Source organism: Micromonospora zingiberis (genome assembly GCF_004331455.1).
Classification (GTDB): Bacteria; Actinomycetota; Actinomycetes; order Mycobacteriales; family Micromonosporaceae; genus Micromonospora; species Micromonospora zingiberis.
In genome coordinates this window covers 1-20,117 of record NZ_SJJR01000039.1, presented here as the reverse complement: position 1 = coordinate 20,117, position 20,117 = coordinate 1, and the positions used below count along the sequence as shown (strand labels likewise).

Annotated in this window: 19 protein-coding genes; 11 read left to right on the top strand and 8 right to left on the bottom strand. The window is 71.4% G+C overall.

The annotated features are described in order from the left end of the window. Positions 1-272: 272 nt before the first annotated feature. Both E0H26_RS28735 and E0H26_RS28730 read right to left on the bottom strand, forming a co-directional pair. Entirely contained in the window at positions 273-1,649 is a 1,377-nt protein-coding gene (locus tag E0H26_RS28735) for a chitinase (protein WP_131309582.1), read from the bottom strand. A 152-nt stretch (positions 1,650-1,801) separates the two neighbouring features. Next, complete coding sequence (locus E0H26_RS28730) at positions 1,802-3,211, bottom strand: carbohydrate-binding protein (RefSeq protein ID WP_131309580.1); 1,410 nt, start codon at positions 3,209-3,211, stop codon at positions 1,802-1,804. A gap of 234 nt (positions 3,212-3,445) precedes the next feature. Between E0H26_RS28730 and E0H26_RS28725 the strand changes: the two genes are divergently transcribed. From E0H26_RS28725 to E0H26_RS28710, 4 genes are all read left to right on the top strand, one after another. After that, positions 3,446-4,594, top strand: a complete 1,149-nt coding sequence (locus E0H26_RS28725) for a carboxylate-amine ligase (protein ID WP_131309578.1) — start codon at positions 3,446-3,448, stop codon at positions 4,592-4,594. 13 nt (positions 4,595-4,607) lie between these two features. Then, positions 4,608-5,981, top strand: a complete 1,374-nt coding sequence (locus E0H26_RS28720) for an FAD-dependent oxidoreductase (protein WP_131309576.1) — start codon at positions 4,608-4,610, stop codon at positions 5,979-5,981. A gap of 87 nt (positions 5,982-6,068) precedes the next feature. Beyond that, on the top strand, positions 6,069-7,493 hold the full coding sequence (locus tag E0H26_RS28715) for a WGR domain-containing protein (RefSeq protein WP_131309574.1): 1,425 nt from the start codon (positions 6,069-6,071) through the stop codon (positions 7,491-7,493). A 142-nt stretch (positions 7,494-7,635) separates the two neighbouring features. After that, positions 7,636-9,237 carry a ricin-type beta-trefoil lectin domain protein gene (locus E0H26_RS28710; RefSeq protein WP_131309572.1) on the top strand — a complete coding sequence of 534 codons (1,602 nt, stop codon included), beginning with the start codon at positions 7,636-7,638 and terminating at the stop codon, positions 9,235-9,237. Positions 9,238-9,250: 13 nt separating this feature from the next. On the opposite strand, the gene E0H26_RS28705 is transcribed toward E0H26_RS28710, so the two are convergent. The 3 genes from E0H26_RS28705 to E0H26_RS28695 form a co-directional block, all read right to left on the bottom strand. Further along, the gene (locus E0H26_RS28705; protein WP_131309570.1) at positions 9,251-10,057 is read right to left on the bottom strand and encodes an Fpg/Nei family DNA glycosylase; all 807 of its coding nucleotides are present in this window, start codon (positions 10,055-10,057) and stop codon (positions 9,251-9,253) included. An 87-nt stretch (positions 10,058-10,144) separates the two neighbouring features. Next, positions 10,145-10,342, bottom strand: a complete 198-nt coding sequence (locus E0H26_RS28700; protein ID WP_131309568.1) for a DUF397 domain-containing protein — start codon at positions 10,340-10,342, stop codon at positions 10,145-10,147. Continuing rightward, positions 10,335-11,222 carry a helix-turn-helix domain-containing protein gene (locus E0H26_RS28695; RefSeq protein ID WP_131309566.1) on the bottom strand — a complete coding sequence of 296 codons (888 nt, stop codon included), beginning with the start codon at positions 11,220-11,222 and terminating at the stop codon, positions 10,335-10,337. Before E0H26_RS28695 ends, E0H26_RS28700 begins: the two co-directional genes overlap by 8 nt. A gap of 359 nt (positions 11,223-11,581) precedes the next feature. Between E0H26_RS28695 and E0H26_RS28690 the strand changes: the two genes are divergently transcribed. The 6 genes from E0H26_RS28690 to rocD all read left to right on the top strand — a co-directional run bounded on the left by E0H26_RS28690 (position 11,582) and on the right by rocD (position 16,700). Further along, complete coding sequence (locus E0H26_RS28690) at positions 11,582-11,800, top strand: hypothetical protein (RefSeq protein WP_131309564.1); 219 nt, start codon at positions 11,582-11,584, stop codon at positions 11,798-11,800. Then, entirely contained in the window at positions 11,797-12,099 is a 303-nt protein-coding gene (locus tag E0H26_RS28685) for a hypothetical protein (RefSeq protein WP_131309562.1), read from the top strand. Before E0H26_RS28690 ends, E0H26_RS28685 begins: the two co-directional genes overlap by 4 nt. Before the next feature lie 86 nt (positions 12,100-12,185). Beyond that, a complete protein-coding gene (locus E0H26_RS28680; RefSeq protein WP_131309560.1) occupies positions 12,186-12,875 on the top strand; it encodes an SDR family NAD(P)-dependent oxidoreductase in 690 nt (229 codons plus the stop codon). Between the two features lie 205 nt (positions 12,876-13,080). Further along, a complete protein-coding gene (locus tag E0H26_RS28675; RefSeq protein ID WP_131309558.1) occupies positions 13,081-14,151 on the top strand; it encodes a DUF308 domain-containing protein in 1,071 nt (356 codons plus the stop codon). Positions 14,152-14,673: 522 nt separating this feature from the next. Beyond that, on the top strand, positions 14,674-15,489 hold the full coding sequence (gene ddaH, locus E0H26_RS28670; protein ID WP_206025433.1) for a dimethylargininase: 816 nt from the start codon (positions 14,674-14,676) through the stop codon (positions 15,487-15,489). Continuing rightward, positions 15,486-16,700, top strand: a complete 1,215-nt coding sequence (gene rocD / locus E0H26_RS28665) for an ornithine--oxo-acid transaminase (protein WP_206025431.1) — start codon at positions 15,486-15,488, stop codon at positions 16,698-16,700. Before ddaH ends, rocD begins: the two co-directional genes overlap by 4 nt. A gap of 76 nt (positions 16,701-16,776) precedes the next feature. Here rocD and E0H26_RS28660 read toward each other — a convergent pair whose 3' ends face one another. Both E0H26_RS28660 and E0H26_RS28655 read right to left on the bottom strand, forming a co-directional pair. Then, positions 16,777-17,925, bottom strand: a complete 1,149-nt coding sequence (locus E0H26_RS28660; protein WP_131309554.1) for an FHA domain-containing protein — start codon at positions 17,923-17,925, stop codon at positions 16,777-16,779. Next, positions 17,922-18,215, bottom strand: coding sequence for a 4a-hydroxytetrahydrobiopterin dehydratase (locus E0H26_RS28655; protein ID WP_131309552.1), 294 nt, complete (start codon positions 18,213-18,215; stop codon positions 17,922-17,924). Before E0H26_RS28655 ends, E0H26_RS28660 begins: the two co-directional genes overlap by 4 nt. 169 nt (positions 18,216-18,384) lie before the next feature. On the opposite strand from E0H26_RS28655, the gene E0H26_RS28650 reads away from it, so the two are divergent. Then, positions 18,385-19,146 carry a hypothetical protein gene (locus E0H26_RS28650; protein WP_131309550.1) on the top strand — a complete coding sequence of 254 codons (762 nt, stop codon included), beginning with the start codon at positions 18,385-18,387 and terminating at the stop codon, positions 19,144-19,146. Positions 19,147-19,205: 59 nt separating this feature from the next. Here the strand turns inward: E0H26_RS28650 and E0H26_RS28645 are convergent, their stop codons facing one another. Beyond that, positions 19,206-19,892, bottom strand: coding sequence for an SCO7613 C-terminal domain-containing membrane protein (locus tag E0H26_RS28645; protein WP_240742448.1), 687 nt, complete (start codon positions 19,890-19,892; stop codon positions 19,206-19,208). Between the last annotated feature and the right edge of the window lie 225 nt (positions 19,893-20,117).

The following is a 20,117-nucleotide window of genomic DNA, read 5'->3' as shown; positions in this document are numbered from 1 at the left end:
GGGTGGCTGGCGCCAAGGCCCCGCCGACCCCACCCTCCACCCGCCAGAGTGACCACCGCACGCCCCACCCCTCACCCCACCCCACCCGCCCCCCACCCCGCCCGCCCGCTCCCCGCCCCGCCCCGCCCGCTCCTCACCCCGTCGATCTTGCACTTTTGGTCGGACCTTATCGGGGCAAAAGCTGCGTAACGGCGACCGAAAGTGCAAGATCGCGGGAGCTGGAGAGCGGGAGAGCGGGAGGGTCGGGGCGGGGAGGGGGAAGGGAGGGGGAGTTAGGGGAGGGTGCGGAGGTGGGGGGCTACGGTGCGGGCGAAGGTGTTGTTGTGGGTGACGTCCCAGTTGATGGACCAGGTCATGGCGCCACGCAGGGCCGGGTAGGTGCGCGGGGGGCGGAAGCTGCCGCAGTTGGTGGCCCGGGTGAGGCAGTCGAGGGCGGCGTTGACCACGCTGGGCGCGACGATGCCACCACCGGCCGCACCGGGACCGGCCGGCAGACCGAGGCCGACCTGGTCGGGGCGGAGGCCCGCCTCCAACTGGATACAGGCCAGGGCGACGATGAAGTTGACCGTCCCCTGGGCGTACGCGGCGTTGTTGTCGCAGCCGAGCATCGCCCCGGAGTTGTAGAACTGGGTGTTCACCACGGTCAGGATGTCCTTGATGTCCAGCGCGAGCTTGAAGTAGCTGGTGGCCGGGTTCTGCATGTCGATGGTCTGCGGTGCCATCGCGATGATCAGAGAGCTGCCCACCTTGGCCCGCAGCGACCGTAGCGCCTGCGCCATGTAGGTCGGGTCGAGGCCGTTCTCCAGGTCGACGTCGACACCGTCGAAGCCATACCGCTGGATCAGCGCGTACACACTGTCGGCGAAGGCCACCGCGGACGCCGAGGTGTTGACCACGACCCGGCCGGTCTCCCCGCCGACCGAGATGATGACCTTCTTGCCCCGGCTTTGCAGGGTGCGTACGTCGGCGGTGAACTCCGCGTCGGTGTAGCCGCCCAGCGACGCGGACAGGCCGGGATCGATGGCGAAGCCGACCGCGCCGGGCGTGCTGGTGGCGTCGGCGAAGGCTACCGCCACCAGGTCGTACTCGGCGGGCACGTCACGCAGCCGCAGCTCGACCGCCGGGTTGTCGAAGTTGTGCCAGTAGCCGGTCAGGATGTGCTTCGGCAGCCCGGTGACCGGCGGCGGGCTCGTCGGGGGTGGGGTGGTCGGCGGCGGCGCGGTGGTGGGTGGCGGGGTGGTCGGCGTGGTGCCGCCGCCGCAGGCCACGCCGTTGAGCCGGCAGTTCGTCGGTACGCCGGAACCGCTGCCCAGGAAACCGAAGGAGACCGACGCGCCGGGGGCGATGGTGCCGTTCCAGGAGCGGTTGGTGAAGGTGTACCGCTGGCCACTGGAGGTCAGCAGCGCGTCCCAGTAGGTGCCGACCGTGGTGCCGGCGGGCAGGTCGAAGCTGAGGCTCCAGCCGTTGACGGTGGCGGTGCCCCCGTTGGTGATCGTGTACTTCCCTTCCCAGCCGGAGCCCCAGTCGGACGTCTTGACGAAACTCGCGGTGGGTCCGGCGGCGTACGCGGCCGGCGCCAGCCACACCGCCCCCAGGGCGGCGGCCAATGCGCCGACCACCGACAACACCAGGGCTCTGGACCGTTTCATGCCTGCCTCCAGACCGGACGGAAATCCATGGACGTCAACCTCGCGCCCATTATTAAGAGTGTTAACTATTTCTGTCCAGTGCTGGCGCAGGGTTTGTTAACAGGGGCCCCCTGCTCTACCGGAGGCGTTAACAGGGGGCCCTTCCTTACACCTCAGCGGCGGAAGTGGAACCAGTTGACGTTGACGAAGTCGTTGGGCTGGCCGCTGCTGAAGGTGAGGTAGACGGTCTGTCGGCCGGTCACCGACGACACGTTGCCGGGGACCGAGCGCCAGCTCTGCCAGCCCCCGGTGTTGGCGAGCGCGAAGCTGCCGATCGGCGTACTGGTCGGGCTGCCGATCCGCACCTCGACCAGGCCGCTCACCCCGGCCGCCGCGCCGGAGGCGACCCGGGCCACGAAGTCACGCGGCGCGGTCGAGCCGAACTCGACGTTGTCGAAGCGGACCCAGTCGCCGTTGCGCAGCGCCGCGATGTTCTGCCCGCCCTCGGAGCACGCCTCGACGATTACGCCGTTCTGCGCGTTGAACGACTCGGCCTGGATGGTCGCGTACGCGTCCCGTACGCCGGTCGGCGGCGGGGTGGTGGGCGGTGGGGTGCTGCCGCCACCCCGGCTGTAGACGGCCACGTAGTCGACAAGCATCGGCCGGCCGGGCACGGTCGCCGAGGTGGGCGTGGTGCTGCCGGCCACCCCGTTCGGGAAGGCGCCGCCCATGGCGACGTTGAGCAGCAGGAAGTAGCCGGCGTGGCTGGTCATCTGCGACCAGTACGGCTCGCCGATCCGGGTCTGGCTGACCGTGTGGTAGAGCTGCCCGTCGACGTACCAGCGCAGTTGCTGAGGGCTGATCGAGGCGTCCCACTCGAAGCGGTAGGTGTGGAACGCCGACTGGCAGGTGCTGCCCGGGCAGGCCCGGGAGGCGCCGATGCCGTTGAACTCGTCGCACGGGCCGCCGGGCGCCACGCCGCAGTGCAGTACGCCCCAGACCGAGTTGAGCCCGTTGACGTTCTCCATCACGTCGAACTCGCCGATGCCCGGCCAGTTCTGGTAGTTGCCCCGGTACGGCGAGCCGAGCGCCCAGAACGCCGGCCAGTAGCCGGAGGCGGCGGCGCCGGTGACGTTGGGCATCTGGAGCCGACCCTCGATGGCCAGCACGCCACCGGAGGGCGGCTTGAAGTTGCTGCGTACCGTCTCGATCCGGGCCGAGGTCCAGCGGCCGGCGCTGTCCCGCAGCGGGGTGATCCGCAGGTTGCCGGCGCCGTCGTGGCTGACGTTCGAGGTGCTGTTGGTGTACGTCTGGATCTCGCCGGTGCCCCAGTTCGGCGGGCCGCCCGGGTAGCTGGTGCCGGTGTCGATGATCCAGTTGCTGGCCGACGGGAGGGTGCCGGCGGCGCCGGTGAAGTCGTCACTCCAGACCAGGCTCCAGCCGGCGGGGGGCGGCGGCACGGCGGCGTCGGCGGTCGCGGCGATCCCGGCCAGGCCGGTGGTGACGGCGGTGAGCACGGCCAACGCCAGCGGCAGCCGGCGTCTCGCGGGCGGGGCGGCGGCGGCCGCCGGGGTAGGTGTCATGGGACGTGCCTCTCTGCGGGGACGGGGTGAGAGAGCGCTCTCACCCGAGTTGTACGTCTCCCCCGAACAGTTGTCAATGTCGATCTGGTGGCACCCCCACACATCGGATCGACCGGCCGACCGGCGACGTGCCACGCCGCGCCCGGACGGAGTTTCCGGAGCCCGGCACTGCGGGTAATTGCCGGCGAACCCGGTGCGGACCGACCGCCCCGGCTGATCCGGACGGTGGTGGCGATGGTCAGGCAACCAGCGGTGGCTCCGAACCCTCCGGCAGCGGAGACCGACCTGCTCACCGTGGGTGTCGAGGAGGAGTTCCTGCTCGTCGACCCGGAAACCGGGGCCGCGGTGCCGGCCGTCGACGAGGTGCTGGAGCAGGTGCCGCCCGAGCTACGCGGGCAGGTGGAGCGCGAGTTCCAGACCAGTCAGATCGAGATCGGCAGCCCACCCGGGGTGGAACTCGCCTCGATCCGGTACTCCCTCGGTCTGCTGCGCGCCGCGCTCGCCGACGCCGCCGAGCGGGCCGGCGCACGGCTGCTCGCGATCGGCACCGGCCCGGTCGACGGGCCGGTGCCTCCGGTGGTCGACAAGCCCCGCTTCGACCGGATGATCGAGCGGTACCGGCTGCTGGTGCCCGGCCCGGGCAACAACGGGATGCACGTACACGTCGGGGTGCCGGACCCCGACACCGGCGTGCAGGTGCTCAACCACGTACGCCCCTGGCTGCCGATCCTGCACGCGGTCACCGCCAACTCGCCGTTCAGCCGGGGCGTGGACACCGGCTACGCCAGTTGGCGGTCGATCGAGTGGGAACGCTGGCCGTCGGTGGCGCCGACGCCGTACCTGGCCTCGCACGAGCACTACCGACGGTTGATCCGTCAGCTGATCGCCAGCGGCGTGATGCTCGACGAGGGGATGCTCTACTGGTACGCCCGACTGTCGGCCAAGTACCCGACGGTGGAGCTACGCATCGGTGACGTCTGCCCGACCGTGGACGACGCCGTCCTGGTCGCCGCCCTGGTCCGGGCCCTGGTGGCGACCGCGCTGGACGACATCGCCGCCGACCGGCCACCGCTGCTCACCGACCATCACCTGCTGGTCGGCGCGCACTGGCGGGCCGCGCACGACGGTCTGGAGGGCACGGCGGTCGAACCGACCAGCGGCGAGCTGCGACCGGCCTGGGAACTGCTGCACCAGCTGGTCGGGCGGCTCGGTCCGGCGCTGGAGCGGCACGGCGACCTCGCCGAGGTGACCGGGCTGCTGGCGGAGCTGCGCGAGCAGGGCACCGGCGCGGCGCGGCAGCGATCGGTGTACGCCCGCACCGGACGGTTGGAGGATGTGGTGACACAGGTCGCGCGACAGACCCGGGGAGAGACCCCGGTGTGACAGGAGGGTTGCCGTGGCGGAACGTTTGATCGTCATCGGTGGCGACGCCGCCGGGATGGCGGCCGCTGCCCAGGCCCGGCGCCGCCGGGGCCGGGACGACCTGGAGATCGTCGCGTTCGAGCGGGGACACTTCACGTCGTACTCGGCTTGCGGGATCCCGTACTGGATCAGCGGCCTGGTGAGCGACCGCGAGCAGTTGGTGGCCCGGGACCCGGCGACCCATCGGGAGAAGTACGACATCGACGTCCGGATCCGGCACGAGGTGGTGGCGATCGACCTGGACCGCCGCGAGGTCACCGCCGTGGACCTGGACGGCGGCGGCGAGGTCCGCGAGCCCTTCGACCTGCTGATGTACGCCACCGGAGCGGTGCCGACCAAGCCGGACTGGGCCCGGACCGACGCCGCCGGCGTGTTCGGGGTGCAGACCCTCGACGACGGCTCGGCGCTGCGCAAGTGGCTGGACGGCGACCCCACGCCGCAACGCGCGGTGGTGGTCGGCGGCGGCTACATCGGCGTGGAGATGGCCGAGGCGCTGGTCCTGCGGGGCCTGTCGGTCACCCTGGTCGAGCGGGACGAGCAGCCGATGTCCACGGTCGACCCGGACATGGCCCGCATCGTCACCGAGGCGATGCGCGGGCTGGGCGTGGACATCCGCACCGGTGTCGGGGTCACCGGGCTCGCCGAGCGCGACGGCCGGGTGACCGGGATCCGGACCGACGCCGGTGACCTCCCCGCCGACCTGGTCGTGCTCGGTCTCGGCGTACGCCCCAACACCGCGCTCGCCGAGGCGGCCGGCCTGCCGCTCGGACCGACCGGCGGGATCCGGGTGGACCGCCGGATGCGGGTCACCGGGGTACCCGGGGTGTGGGCCGCCGGGGACTGCGTGGAGACCCTGCACCGGGTCAGCGGGATGCCGGTGCACGTGCCGCTCGGCACACACGCCAACAAGCAGGGCCGGATCGCCGGGATCAACATCGGTGGCGGGTACGCCACCTTCGCCGGGGTGATCGGCACCGCCGTGACCAAGGTCTGCGACCTGGAGGTGGGGCGTACCGGGCTGCGCGAGCGGGACGCCCTCGCCGCTGGCTTCGAGTTCGTCTCGGTGATCGCCGACTCGACCAACCGCGCCGGCTACTACCCGGGCGCCCGCCCGATGACGGTGAAGCTGATCGCCGAGCGGCCCAGTGGCCGGCTGCTCGGCGCGCAGATCGTCGGCTGGACGGAGGCGGCGAAGCGGATCGACACGTTGGCCGTGGCGCTGTGGAACCGGATGACGGTGGACGACATGACCGCGCTGGATCTCGGCTACGCGCCGCCGTACGCCCCGGTCTGGGACCCGGTGCTGGTCGCCGCCCGCAAGGCCGTCGACGCCCTCGCCCCACGCTGAGGTTCGCTCCGATCTTTGTCGGTGCCGACGGTTAGCGTGTGCGCGCTGTCCCAGTCAGGGGCGGTGCCGACCCCTCGGAGGACCCCCATGTCGCAGGAGACGACCTACCTCGAACTGTCCGAAGTGGACGGTGGAGCACACAAGTTCTACGAGGTGGTGGTCGAGGACACCACGTTGACGGTGCGCTACGGCCGGATCGGCGACCAGGGTCAGGTGAAGACCAGCGGCTATGCCGACAACGCGCGGGCGCGGGCCGCCGCCGCGAAGAAGATCGGCGAGAAGATCCGCAAGGGGTACGCCCCGGCGGTGCGCGGCGTACGCCAGAAGCGTTCGGTCTCCCGGCGGCAGATCGTCAGCACCCGCTCCACCGCCCGCACCGCCCCGGTGCTCTGGCGGTACGACTCCGGCGCCCCCGCGTTCGGCATCTTCATCGACGGGCGCACCTGCATGGTGGGCAACGAACGCGGCGTGATCACCACCCTGGACCACGACGCCCGGGTGCTGGACCAGGTCCGCCTGCCCGACGGGGTGAAGTGCATCGTGGCCGACGACGCCTGGATCTACGCCGGCTGCGACGACGGCAACGTCTACGACCTCTCCGGCAAGATCCCCCGGGTGGCGTACGCGATCGCCCCCGACATCGACATCTACTGGCTGGACATCCACGACGGTGTGCTCGGTGTCTCCGACGCCGACGGCGGGATCGCCGCCATCGACCACGAGGACGAGTTCCTCTGGCGGCGGGCCGGGCGCGGCCGGTCGGCCTGGATGGTGCGCTGCGACGCCGACGCGGTCTACCACGGCGACTCGACCGGGGTGAGCGGCTACGACTGGCGCACCGGACGGGAGCTGTGGCACACCCGCACCGGCTCGGTGCTGTTCGGCTGGCAGGAGCGCGACGCCGTGTTCGCCGGCACCGCCACCCGCGAGGTGGTGCGGATCGGCAAGGACGGCCGGGCCGCCTCCCGCACGTACCGCGCCGACGCGCCGGTCTTCTCCTGCGCCACCGCCTCCGACGGCCGGTACGTCTTCGCCGGGGACAGCCAGTCCTCGATCTACTGTTTCGCCGCCGACGGGACCCGGCTGTGGAAGCTCGGCACCGGCTGCGGTTCGGCGTACTCGATGCAGTACCACGACGAGCGCCTCTACGTGGTGACCACCAGCGGCCACCTGGCCTGCATCGACGCCAGCGAGCCGGCGATCCGGGCGGCCGAGGCGGGCACCGTGCCCGAGGTGGTCGACGTCAAGGCCCCGGCCCGGCTACCGGAACCGGCCGCCTTCACCCAGGTCGAGGTGGTCGCCGACGCGGGTGACGGGGTGATCGTGGAGTGCGTCGAGCAGGGCGGCCGGCTGCGGGTGCACGTGCTGTCCACCGGCTACCACCGCGACTGGTCGGTGCAGTTCCCCAAGGGCATCCGCGAGCCCGGTGCCCGCTACCTGGTCACCGAGGTCCGCGAGTCCGGCCGGGGCGGCTTCTACCGCGCCTACGGCGACATCCGCCGCCTTCGCTGATCCCGGACGACACCGGCCGCGGCGGTGCGGCCGGATTGCGGGCCATGGTCATCACGGTCGAGAATGCCGGGCAAGGTGGTGAACGCGAAGCGATGGAGATCCGTCACGAGAGGTGTCGCCACGCCGAAAGGGACTTGGGTCTGTGACCTCCGACCTCATACTCAAGAAGTTCAAGGCCGCCCGGATGCCGCGCAGGATACTGGCGTTCCTGCTGGCCGCGCTGGCGATCCTCTCTGCCGTCGTCGCCACCATCAGTTACAGCGTCGCCTCGGCCCAGAGCGACGCGGTGGTCGGCGACCCGGTCTCCGAGAAGCAGATGACCGTTCTCGTCACCGCCGCCGCGTCCTGCCCGGTCCTGACGCCGGCGAGGATCGCCGGGCAGCTGATGGCCGAATCGGGCTTGGACAACCGGGCGGAGAAGACCACCTCCGGTGGTCGTGGCATCGCCGGCCTCAGAGACGGCGACTGGAAGTCGTGGAAGCCGTGGCCGGCCGCCCAGCGCTCCGACACGTCCGCAGGAATCCTGGCGCTCGCCCACCAGATGTGCGACTTCACCGGTCAACTCCGGGTGGCGGGTGTCACCGGTGACCAATGGCGTCTCGCGGTGGCTGCCTTCCACATCGGACTGCCCGCCGTCACCGAGGCCAACCGGGTGCCCGACGCGGCGGCGGAGTACGTCGACCAGGTCAGCGACTACGCCGGGTACTACGGCAAGCTGAAGCAGTTCGGCGGGGCCGGTACCACCGCCCCGACGCTGCCCGCCGTCGAGGCGAAGCACGTGCCCGCCGCGTATGTGCCGCTCGTCGTCGAGGCCGGTTCGGTCTGCGACCAGGTGACCCCTCCGCTGGTCGCCGCACAGCTCATGGCGCAGTCCGGATTCGACGCCAACCGACTCGGTCCGGCCGGTCAACGCGGCATCGCGCAGTTCCTACCCGAGGTCTGGCAGTCGTACGGGCCCACGGGCGGCTCGGTATGGGAGCCGGAGGTCGCCATCCCCGCCCTGGGCGACGCCATGTGCGGCCTGGTCAAAGAGTTGTCCGCGCTGGAGGGCGACCCGTTGCTGCTCGCGCTCGCTGCCTACCGCGACGGCATCACGGCGGTTCGACAGTCCGGCGGCACCATCGACCGGCACACCGAGACGTTCCTACGGTCGGTGAAGTCCCTCGCCGACATCTACGCGCTCGACTCCCGGCTGACGGGCTCGGCCCCGACCGCGCCTTCCCCGTCGACCGCGCCGCCGTACGTGACCCCCACCCCGACCAAGGACACCCAGCCCTCCGGCGCACCGAGCCCGAGCACCGACCGGCCCACTGGCGCGCCGTCCAGCCCGGCGGCGTCGCCGACCCCCGCGCCGAAACCCACGCGCCCGGCCGGCGCGGTGCAGATCTACCACGTACAGACCAAGCTCTGTGTCAGCTCCGGCAGCACCGGCAGCGGCACCCGGCTCAAGCTGCGGGCCTGCGCCGAGGAGCCGGCGCAGTGGTGGGATGCACGTGACGACGGCACCTTCCGCTCCCGTGGCCTGTGTATGGAAGTCGCCTTCGGTGGCTCCGATGACGGCACGCCGGTGCAGGCTGCCACCTGCACCGCGAAGCCAGCTCAGCAGTGGCAGCTCAACGCCAAGAGCCGCCTGGTCAGCAAACTCAACGACCGGGTCCTCGACGTCCGCATCAACGACGAGGACAAGCCGGTCGAGATCTGGACCAACCGCGGCTACGCCGACCAGGTCTGGCAACTGCGGTAACGAGCGGTGGGCTTCACGCCTGGCAGGTGGGGCACCAGTAGAGGTTGCGGGTGGCGATGGTGCCTCGGCTGATCGGGGTGGCGCAGACGTGGCAGGGGTGGTCGGGGCGGCGGTAGACGTACACCTCGCCGCCGTGCCGGTCGACGCGGGCCGGGCGACCCATCGCCTCGGGCAGGTGCTCGGCGCGGACGGTGTCGATCCGGCCGGTGGCGACCGCGAGCGTCATCAGCTCGACCAGGTCGGCCCAGAGGGCGTCCCAGTCGGGGCGGGTCAGGTCTCGGCCGGGCAGCGTCGGCGGGAGCCCGGCGCGGAACAGCGCCTCGGTCACGAAGATCAACCCGGTGCCGGCGACCACCGACTGGTCCAGCAGCAGCGCCGCCAGCGGCGTCGAGCTACGGGAGATCCGGGCGTACGCCCGCTGCGGATCGGCGTCGGCGCGCAGCGGGTCGGGGCCGAGGCGGGCCCGCAGCGCCGCCGCCTCGGGCGGGGTGAGCAGCTCACAGGCGGTCGGCCCACGCAGGTCGAGCCAGTGCCGGTCACTGGTCAGCCGCAGCCGGATCTGCCCCACCGGCTCCGGCGGCTCACCCGCACCGTCGGTGACCTTGCCGTACAACCCCAGGTGCACGTGCAGGATCCGCTCACCGGCGTAGTGGTGCAGCAGATGCTTGCCGTACGCCTCGGTGGCCTCCAGCACGCTGCCGGAGAGCAGCGCGGCGCCCTCGGCGAACCGGCCCTGCGGGCTGGCGGCGAGCACCTTGTCCCCGGCGAACAGCTCGGCATGCCGGGCCGCCAGGCGATGAATCGTGTGTCCCTCTGGCACGACCACCAAGCCTAGCCATCCCCCCGCCCAGCCCAGACGAAAGGAAGGGCACCTTATTAACGCCTCCGGTATAGGAGGGGCCCCTTGTTAACGCTCAGGGTGCGGCACCTCGCTCAGGAAGGTCGCCCAGGCGGCGGGGGTGATGGTGAGCACCGGGCCGTACGGGTCCTTGCTGTCGCGTACGGCCACCACGTCGGGCAGGTTGTCGGCCACCTCGACGCAGTCGCCGCCGCTCCCGCCGCTGCGGGTGCTCTTGCGCCAGACGGCCCCGGCCAGATCAGTCATGATGCTCCTCGATGATCATCTTGATCATTTTCTCTGATTCTGCCTCACCCGGGGCGAGCGTCTCCAGGTCGTTCCAGACGTGTTCGAAGGCGGTGACCTCGGCCGGCTTGTCGAGGTAGAGCGCGCCGGTGATGTTCTCCAGGTAGACGGTGGTCGGCTCGGTCGACGCCCGGCCGAACGCCGACGGGAAGCCGAGCAGGACGAAGGTGCCGGTCTCGCTGGCCAGCGGCGGGCCGGCGGACAGCGGCAGCACCCGCAGCGAGACGTTCGGCAGGGCGGCCACGTCGAGCAGGTGACGCAGTTGCTCGGCCATCGCGCGCCGGTCGGGGATGGTGCGGCGCAGCACGGCCTCGCTCAGCACCACCTTGAGGGTGGGGGCGCTGGGCAGCCGGCGGACCAGGATGCCCTGCCGCTGGAGGCGCACCGCCACCAGTTTCTCCCGCTCCTCGCCGGTCATCGTCGGGTTCTTGCGGCGGAACAGTTCGGTGGCGTACTCGCGGGTCTGGAGCAGGCCGGGAATCAGCTCGGAGTCGTATCGGCGAATCAGCGAGGCCGACGATTCCAGGCCGACGTAGAGCGAGAACCAGGACGGCACCACATCACCGTACGAGTGCCACCAGCCCTTTGCGCGAGTTTCCTTCGCGAGGCCGGCGACGATCTCCTTCATCTCCTCCGAGACCCGGTAGAGGTCGCACATCACCCGGGCGTCCACCACCCGCACCGGCACCAGGCCCTTCTCGATGCGCCAGACCTTCTGCCGGGAGCAGTCCAGCGCCTCCGCCGCCGCGTCGAGGGTGACCGAGGCTTCCTCGCGGAGCTGGGTGAGCAGCCGTCCGAGCTGGCGACGGGGCACTGTGGACCCGCTTGTTTCATCCGTCATGCAACATCACCGATTCCCTCGTGCAACGTCCGACGTATCCGCGCACGCGCGTATTTTTTGCATTCGTCGTGCGCTATTTTGGATCGAGGTTAGTGACGGGGCGGCCCGTTGCGCAAGGTATGCGCAACGGCGCATTCTGGGTCCGTCGAGCCGGTCGGTCGGCGCGAGAAAGAAGCGTCGACAATAACCGCTCCCCCGGCAGAATCCGCACACCAAATTCGCCAATGCACGCCGCCCCGGCCGGCCGAAATCGCGAATACCCCCCGGCCGGCCCGGGGCTCCGCCGCGTACCGAACAGGCGAAGGAAAAGGACCCTTGATGCGCGTACCCGAAAATTTCCCGCCCTTGGAGCGCGAACGGTGACCGCGCACGGGCCGGTACTGCCCACCTGGGTCTGCGCCGGTTGCGACCGGCCGTGGCCCTGCGCCCGACGCCGCATCGAGCTACGCACCGAGTACGACCGGGCGCCGGTCTCGCTGGCGCTCTACATGGGCGCCTGCCTGGTGGCCGCCAGCCAGGACCTGGGCTGGTCCACCGCCGGGACCCTGCACCACCGCTTCATGGGCTGGCTGAGATGACGGCACCACCCGGTCGACCCCCGACGACGACCGGCCTGAAGGCCGGTGACCTGCTGCGGGTGACCGCAGCCGCCAGCGTGCAGTTCCACACCCCGATGTTGTTCCGGGTGATCCGCGAGTTGGACTGGGTCACCTACGACGGCTGGGTCTGGGTGGACGGATACCAACTCGACAGCAACGGTCAGGCCGTCGCCCGCCGGTCGATCTTCGTCCAGCGGGCGGGCCTCGCCCTGCTCCGCCGGCAGGTCCTCCACCATGCAGGCGGACCGCGACCGCAGCCGGCCGCTACTCGCTGGTAGGGAACACGCAGGAACGTCTGGTTCAATTGCGCCTCGGGACGCCCGGGACGGCGAACACCACGCCGGTGCGAAAAGGACGGTTGGTCATGACGGAACGGGTGCGCTGCGCGGTGGTGGTCGGCAACAGCGACGGAATCGGGCTGGCGCTCACCCGCCGGCTGCTGGCCGACGGGTGGCGGGTCGCCGGCCTGTCCCGCCGGGAGATCACGATCGCGGTGCCGACGTACACCCATCACACGGTCGACGTGACCGCCCCGGACTATCCGGAGGTGCTGGGCAAGGCGATCGACGAACTGGGCCACGTCGACCTCTGCGTGTACGCCGCCGGAATCGGCGAGCCGGTCGACCTGGCCGACCTGGACGCCCAGACCCGCACCTTCGAGGTGAACCTGATGGGCGCGGTACGCACGGCGGCGACAGTCGTACCGAGGATGGTGGCGGCCGGCGACGGCCACCTCATCGGACTGTCCAGCCTCGCCGACCGACTGGTCTCCGGCGACGCGCCCGGCTACGCCGGGTCGAAGGCCGGGATGTCGTCGTACTTCATGGGGTTGTCGGCGGCACTGCGCGGACAGGGCGTGAGCGTGACCACCGTCCGCTTCGGCTTCGTCGACACCAAAATGGCAAAGGGTTCGGTACGACCGCTGATGATCTCGGTCGACCGCGCGGTCGAAACCCTGGTCCGATGCGTACGCGAGCGCCCCGTACACGTCTCCCGCCCCCGCCGCATGGCCCTCCTCACCTCCCTCCTCTCCCCCCTAACCCGCCCCCGCTAGCCCGCCCCCGGCCTGGCCGGCCAGGCCGGCCAGGCCGGCCTGGATCTTGGTACGAAAGTGCCCCTGGAGGGGTTGTTTCGTACCAAGATCTGCGGCGGACGGGGCGTGGTGTTGGGGAGGGGGTGGGTGGGTAACTCTGGGGTGTATTGGCGCGTGGCGGGTGGGACGGGGTGGGGCCGGCCACGCATTACCAGGAGGTGACACCATGAGATTTCCTTCGCTGACCCGCCGGACGGAACCGGCGACGACAGTCGACGAGGACGCCGACCGGAGCAGCAAGGACGCCGCCGACCGGAGCAGCCCGGTCGCCACCGACACCCGCCCGGCCGCCGAGCCGAGCAACGCTCGGACCTACCGCGGCAGCACCGCAACTCCCACCACCGGCACGACCCCCACCACCGGCACGCCCCCCGCCAACGCGACTCCCGCTACCGGCACGACCCCCGCCAACGCGACTGCGGCCACCGGCACGCCCTCCGCCAACACGACCCCCGCCAACGCGACCTCCGCCACCGGCACGGCCCCCGCCAACGCGACTGCCGCCACCGGCACGCCCTCCGCCAACGCGGCCCCCGCCGCCAAGCAGCCTGCCACCGAGCGCGCCGCCGCCCGGGCCGCCACGGCCCGGTCGGGCATCGACGGCTCTCGCCGAGCCCGCTCCGCCGCCCCGACCCCGGCACCGGCAGCCGCACCGGCGCCGGCAGCCGCATCGGCGCCGACCGATGGCCGCACCGCCGCTGCCGACCGGGACCGCACCGCCCAGCGAGCCCGCACGGCTGATCTTGAGCGCACCGCCGACCTGGGCAAGAACGCCGGTGGAGAACGCACCGTTGACCTGGGAAAGAGCGCCGACAGGGACGGCACCGCCGACCTGGGCAAGAGCGCTGGAGAACGCGCCGTTGACCGGGAGCCGGCCGCCGGGGTGGACGAGTCGACGGTGACCGCCGGTCGGCGGCCCCGGTCCAGTCTGTTGGCCACCCTCGGCCTGATCGTCGGCGTCGCCGGTCTCGTGTTCGTACTCACCGGGACACTCGCCGGGTACGGCATCGGCATCGGTGCGGTCGGTGCGGTGCTGGCGGTGCTCGGCCTGATCGCGACCCGGCGCCGGCACATCGCCGGTAAGCCCGACGCGCTGCTGGGAATCGCCTTCGGGCTCGGCGCGGTGGTGCTGGGCGTGCTGGCGATGACCGGCCAGTACGACTGGCCGACCACCGACGGCGACACGGTGGCCCGCCTGCGCGAGTGGCTCGACTCACAGTTTGTGGATCGCATCTAGGGGGCACTGTTCGGCCCGCCGGTGGTTCACCGGCGCCCGGCCGGTGAGGAACCGGCCGCAGCCCGACCAGCTCTGGTGGTTCACCAGCCGGGCACATACCTCGTCAGGGGCGGCGGTGCGCCGCCCCTGACGTATGTCCGCAGCCCTCTTCGCCGTTCCGCCGATACGGCGGCTTCCGCACGCCCCGGATACCGCCACACCAGCGGAACGAAGGTCGACCAAGCCGGCCGACACGCGAAACGGGGTCGAACAATCCCGGCCGACACGCGAGACGGGGTCGACCAAGCCGGCCGACACGCGAGACGGGGTCGACCGACCCGCCGACGGGTGAGATGAGGTCGAGCTGGTTGCTGGTGCAACGATCGGTTGACAAAAGCCGCGCAGACGCAACGATCAGCTGCCTCAGGCAAGAGTCAGCGGTGGATCCTGCGGGTCGGCGCCGCATACCGTTGAGCCACGGCGCCAGCCCGTGGGCCGACGGTGGCCGGGCGCGCTAAGACCCCTGGGAGCAGGACAATGACGATGGACGCCACCCGCCAGCGCTTTCTGATGTGCCGGCCGACGTACTTCGCCGTCGACTACGCGATCAACCCGTGGATGGACCCGGCCGCCCCGGTCGACACCGAGCTTGCCGTCCGGCAGTGGGAGCGGCTGCGCCAGGTGTACCGGGAGCTGGGGCACACCGTCGAGGAGATCACCCCGGTGCCGAGCCTGCCCGACATGGTCTTCGCCGCGAACGGCGGCACCGTGATCGACGGTAGGGCGATGGCGGTGCAGTTCCGCGACCCGCAGCGCGCCGACGAGGCCCCCGCCTACCGCGCCTGGTTCGAGGCGGCCGGTTTCGAGATGTACGACCCGAAGCACGTCAACGAGGGCGAGGGCGACGTCCTGCTGGCCGGCGACCACCTGCTCGCCGGCACCGGTTTCCGTACCGCGCACGCCTCGCACGCCCAGTTGCAGGAGGTCTTCGGCTATCCGGTGATCACCATGCAGCTGGTCGACCCGCGTTTCTACCACCTGGACACCGCGCTGACCGTGCTCGACGAGCGGACCGTGGCGTACCTGCCGGAGGCGTTCTCCCCCGGCAGCCAGGCCGTACTGCGCCGGCTCTTCCCGGACGCGGTGCACGCCACCATGGCCGACGCCGAGGTGCTCGGCCTCAACGCGGTCAGCGACGGCCGGCACGTGGTGCTGCCCGAGCAGGCCACCGACCTGGCCGCCAAGCTGCGCGACCGGGGCTACCAGACCATCGGCGTCGACCTGTCCGAGCTGCGTAAGGCCGGCGGTGGCCCGAAGTGCTGCACGTTGCGACTCCGTCAGGGAAAGGCAAGCAAGTGATCGAGGACATGCTGCGGACTCCGGCTGCGGTACAGGACGCCGAGCGCCACACCGCGCACAACTACCACCCGCTGCCGGTGGTGATCTCCTCCGCCGAGGGTGCCTGGGTGACCGACGTGGACGGCCGGCGCTACCTGGACTGCCTGGCCGGCTACTCGGCGCTGAACTTCGGTCACCGTCACCCGGCGTTGATCGCCGCCGCGCACGCCCAGCTCGACCGGCTGACGCTGACCAGCCGCGCGTTCATCCACGACCAGTTCGCCGACTTCTGCCGGGAACTCGCCGCGCTCTGCGGCAAGGAACTGGTGCTGCCGATGAACACCGGCGCCGAGGCGGTGGAGACCGGCATCAAGGTGGCCCGCAAGTGGGGCTACCAGGTCAAGGGCGTACCGGCCGGGCAGGCCAACATCGTGGTCGCGGAGGGCAACTTCCACGGGCGTACGACCACCATCGTCAGCTTCTCCACCGACGAGGACGCGCGGGCCGACTTCGGGCCGTACACCCCGGGTTTCCGGGTGGTTCCCTACGGCGACCTGGCGGCGCTGGCCGAGGCGGTCGACGAGCACACCGTCGCGGTGCTGCTGGAGCCGATCCAGGGCGAGCAGGGTGTGGTGGTGCCGCCGACCGACTACCTGCCGGGGGTACGCCAGCTCTGCACCGAACGCAACGTGCTGTTCATCGCCGACGAGATCCAGTCCGGGCTGGGGCGTACCGGTGCGACCTTCGCCTGCGAGCAGGAGGGCGTCGTACCGGACATGTACCTGCTGGGCAAGGCGCTCGGCGGAGGCATCGTGCCGGTTTCCGCGGTGGCGGCCGACGCCGACGTGCTGGGTGTGCTCAAGCCGGGCCAGCACGGCTCCACCTTCGGCGGCAACCCGCTCGCCTGCGCGGTGGCCACCGAGGTGGTCCGGCTGCTGGCCACCGGCGAGTTCCAGCGCCGCTCCGCCGAGCTGGGCGAGCGGTTGCACGCCGGGTTGCGCGCCCTGATCGGCAAGGGTCTGGTCGCGGTACGCGGCCGGGGCCTGTGGGCCGGGCTGGACATCGATCCCGCGCTGATGACCGGCCGGGCGGCCTGCGAGCGGCTGATGGAGCGCGGCGTGCTGGCCAAGGACACCCACGGCTCGACCATCCGGCTGGCCCCGCCGCTGACGATCACCGCCGAGGAGATCGACCACGCGGTCGAGCAACTGGCCGCCGTCCTGGCCGGCTGAGCAGTCGTACGCGCGGAGCGGGCGTCGGGACCACGGTCCCGGCGCCCGCCCTTTGTCGTACCACCGTGGGGTGGGCTCAGCGGGGCAGGCGCATCGCCATCGTCGGTGCCTCGGACATCACCGAATCGGGGTTGTACGACGCACCCGCCGGCAGCTCGGACGGCCGGCCGATCTGCACCCCGGGGTAGAGCTCCACCATGTCGCCACTGGCCAGCACCCGGGACTGCTGCGGCGCGAGGGAGATCCGGTCCGCTTCGGCCAGCGAGCCGGCCGGCCGGATGCCGGAACCGTTGGTGCTCACGTCGGTGACCACCACGTCGCTACCGCGCAGCTCCAACCGCACGTGGCTGCGGCTGATCCACCGGCGGGCCTCGTCGTTGAGCCACTGCCCGAGCATGATCCCACCACTGCCGTCCGGTGCCCGGCCGACCAGCACCGGCTGCTCCTCGGTGACCACGAAGCGGCGCCGGATCAGGCCGCCGACGCGTACCGCGAGGACCTCGCTGCGCGGGCGGGGGCCGGCGTCGCGCAGCCGGGTACCGTGCCGGGGGCAGGTCGGCACGCCGTTACGCAGCGACGGTGGCGCCTGGCCGGTCGGCTTACGGCCCACGGCGGCGAGGTCGGCGAAGGCACCGCCGCCGCCACTCCCGCCGAACAGGTTGCAGCCCGACTCCGGGCAGCGCCACTCCCGGGCGAGCAGCTTGGCGGCGGCCGGCGACGGCGGCCCGGCCACCGGCGTGTGGCCACCGCCGAGATGGGCGATGAACACCGGTCCGCCGGCACCCGGCACCGGGGCGAGGGCCCGACCGGGCTGCTCGACCAACCAGGGGAACCGGCCGCGCAGGCCGTCGAAACGGACCCGGCTGAGCACCGGCAGGCCGAGCAGGTCGGCCACCTCCAGCATCCGGTCACCGGGGTTGTCGAGCACCTCGACCAGGCCGTCGTCGGCCCAGCGACGGACCACCATCCGCTCGTTGGAGGTCAGGTCGGCGTCGGAGAGCACACCCCGGTGCACGACCGCGTAGACCGCGGCGTTGTCCTCCTCCAGGCTGCGCGCCAGCGCGTCGATGACCATGCCGAGGCGCAGCGTGCTGGCCGGGCGACCGCCGTCGAGGTCCTGATAGCGAATGATCTCCGCCAGGTCGACCACCGCGCGGACCAACTGCGGATCGGTGCAGACCCGCCCCTCGATGGCGTCCAGCACCTTACTGATCTCGAATCTCATCGGGCGCCTCCCACGATCTCGTCGATCCGCCGAGCCAACTCGATGTCCCGCCTGGTGACACCGCCCGCCGAATGGGTCACGCAGCGGAAGGTCACGGTACGCCAGCGGATGTCGATGTCCGGGTGATGGTCCAGTTCCTCGGCCGTCACGGCGACCCGGTCGACCGCATCGATGGCGTCCGGGAAACTGGCCAGTTCCACGGTGCGGGTGATCCCGGCGGGGTCTCCTGACCAGCCCGCGAGCCCACCCAGCTCGTCTCGTACCGCCTCGGCGGTGAGCACCTCTGCCATGGCCAGACCCTACCGTTGCCCACCGGCACAGCGCCGACCAGCAACGACCGGCCGCGACCGGCCGCCACCGCGATGCCGGGCAGCGCGCTTGCGGCTGGGCCGCTAGCCTGGCCGCCGAGCCGAACGTGACCAAGCGGTCCCGGTGCGGCCTGGACAAGGAGACCATCCCATGCACCCAATCCGGTCAGCGAGCACCGGACTCGCGCTCGCCGCCGCACTCGCGCTGGGGCTCACCGGCTGCGCGCCCGGCAGCAACCAGCACGAGGCCCCGCTGGCCACGCCGGTCACCAGTACGGCGGCAGACCCGAGGGCCGAGCTGACGGCGGCGCTGGAGGAAATCAACAAGCAGAGCTGCCGGTTCGAACTCGTCTCGGCGGTCGTCAACGCCGCCGGCACCCTGCATCCGCTGAACCTGCTCGCCGACATGGCGCTCGACATGGGCGACGGACAGACGATGCGGCTGCTCACCATCGGCGACGACCTGTACCTCAAGCTCGGTGGCGAGCAGGCCGGGGACTTGTCCGACAAGTGGCTGTACGTGAACACGTCCAAGCTCGACGACGACAGCGATCTGAAGATCATGGCTGACGACCCGGGCAACGTCAGGGCGTTGATCAAGAGCATCGTCGCGGTCGACCGCACCAGCCCTGGCAACTACGCCGGCACCGTGGATTACACCAAGACCGCCGGTGTCGACTCCGACCTGGTGAGGATGTTCGGCGACAAGGCCGCGTCCGTTCCGTTCACCGCCACCGTCGACACCGAGGGCCGGTTGACCGGACTGGTCATCGACATGACCACGCTCGACGCCCGGATCGGCGAGATCAAGGCCACCTACTCCGACTTCGGCACCCCAGTGACCGTACGCAAGCCCCCCGCCAACGAGGTCAAGGACGCACCGCCAGAGTTGGTGAAGGCGTTCGGCGCCTAACCCGATCTTGGTACGAAAGTGCCCTCGGGGGGGCGCTTTCGTACCAAGATCGACGTCGGTCAGCTCATCCGGCTGACCGTGGTGCGTAGGCGGAGCAGGTCGCGGCGACGGCGCTCGTAGGTGGCGGCCAGGCCGATCAGGGCCAGTCCGGCGACGGCCAGGAAGGCCCACCGGGGTAGCAGGTCCCAGCTGCGCACCAGCTCGTGCAGGGCGAGCAGGGCGAGCGTCGCCCCGCCGAGCACCACCGGCGCCTGCCAGCGCCGGGTCGCCCCGAGCAGCGTCGCGGTGAGCGCGACAGCGCCGAGCAGCAGCCGCCGCCACGGTTGCGGGTCCGCGCCGAACAACACGGCGGCCAGGCTGGGCAGCAGCACCGCGGCCAGGCCAGGACCGAGCGCCAGCCAGCTGGTCAAACCCGGGCGGGTACGCAGTGCCGCCGTGCCCGCAGCGAGCGCCAGCACCGCCACCGGCACGGTGTACGCCTCCAGCACCGTCACCCCGCCGGCCACCAACAGCAGCCAACTGCCCAGCAGCACGCTGCCACCGGCAATCGCGGCGAAGACCCACCGCCGCGCGGTCGACTCGTCCCGACGCAGCAATCGCAGCCCGAGCGCGGCGGCCCAGAACACACAGACCGTGGCGGCGTGCCGGGCCGCACCACTGGTGAGCAGCAACGCGACCAGCGCCACCGCCTGCGCGGCGGCGTCCAGCGTCCGACTCAACAGCACCCCCGGCAAGGCCGACGCCACGGGACGAACCGACGCCACCGGGGAAGCCGACGCCGTAGACGCCGACGGCACAGCCGAAGCCGCCGTGGAAGCCGGCGCCGTGGAAGCCGGCGCCGTGGAAGCCGGCGCCGTGAAAGCCGGCGCCGTGAAAGCCGGCGCCGTGAAAGCCGGCGCCGTGAAAGCCGGCGCCGTGAAAGCCGGCGCCGTGAAAGCCGGCGCCGTGAAAGCCGGCGCCGTGAAAGCCGG